The sequence below is a fragment of the Synechococcus sp. H55.10 genome, from assembly GCF_047502715.1.
Classification (GTDB): domain Bacteria; phylum Cyanobacteriota; class Cyanobacteriia; order Thermostichales; family Thermostichaceae; genus Thermostichus.
Genome location: NZ_JANSJJ010000192.1, coordinates 1 through 636 on the forward strand (window position 1 = coordinate 1; position 636 = coordinate 636).

The following is a 636-nucleotide window of genomic DNA, read 5'->3' on the forward strand; positions in this document are numbered from 1 at the left end:
GTATAATACGGCACAAGAAGCGCGCTACCTTCGCCTCGCGGAATTGGATGCCGACCAGCCACTTGCGCAAGGGAGCCAAAAGGTCGGTATAGCCGCTCTCGGCCTGAGCCTCTGCCGGCAATGGCGAGGTGGCGCCCTTATTGACCAGCGTGGCCCCGAGCAGGTGGAGCTGGGGAAGCTCCAGTCCAAAGGCAGCGACCAACTGGTGCAACAGGCGGTCTTCTGGCTCGGAATATACCCCGTCGGCAACGGCTGTCATCACCGCCGTGCGCAGGAAATCTTGCCGCAACTCCGGCTGTAGCTGGGCCGCCAGCTCCTCAGGAGAGAGGGGAGCGAGATCTTTCCCCTGGTCTTCTGGCCAGTCGGAGCGGATGAGATCTTCGATAAGTCGCTGCTCTTCGGGGCTATATTCTCCATCGGCCCAAGCAATGCTGAGCAGCCCTCGTAACCAAAGCTGCGCCTGTTGCGGCGAGCACTCCCTGGCAGAAGCAGGCGTGGCACCGATAGACATAGGGATCCCCCCGATCTGGCGTACCACCATTTTAGGGGGCTGCAAGGCGGATCCCGAGGGCTGAAAACCCGCCCTCGCGCAGGGATCCCCGACCAAACCCTGGGAGGCTGCGGCAAAAGCTAGCG

General features: G+C 62.3%; 1 protein-coding gene. It reads right to left on the bottom strand.

All coding sequences use genetic code 11. The features are described from left to right. The coding region (locus NW858_RS11355) for a tellurite resistance TerB family protein (protein WP_414520524.1) at nt 1–511 on the bottom strand (511 nt) is incomplete at its 3' end. Nucleotides 512–636 lie beyond the last annotated feature (125 nt).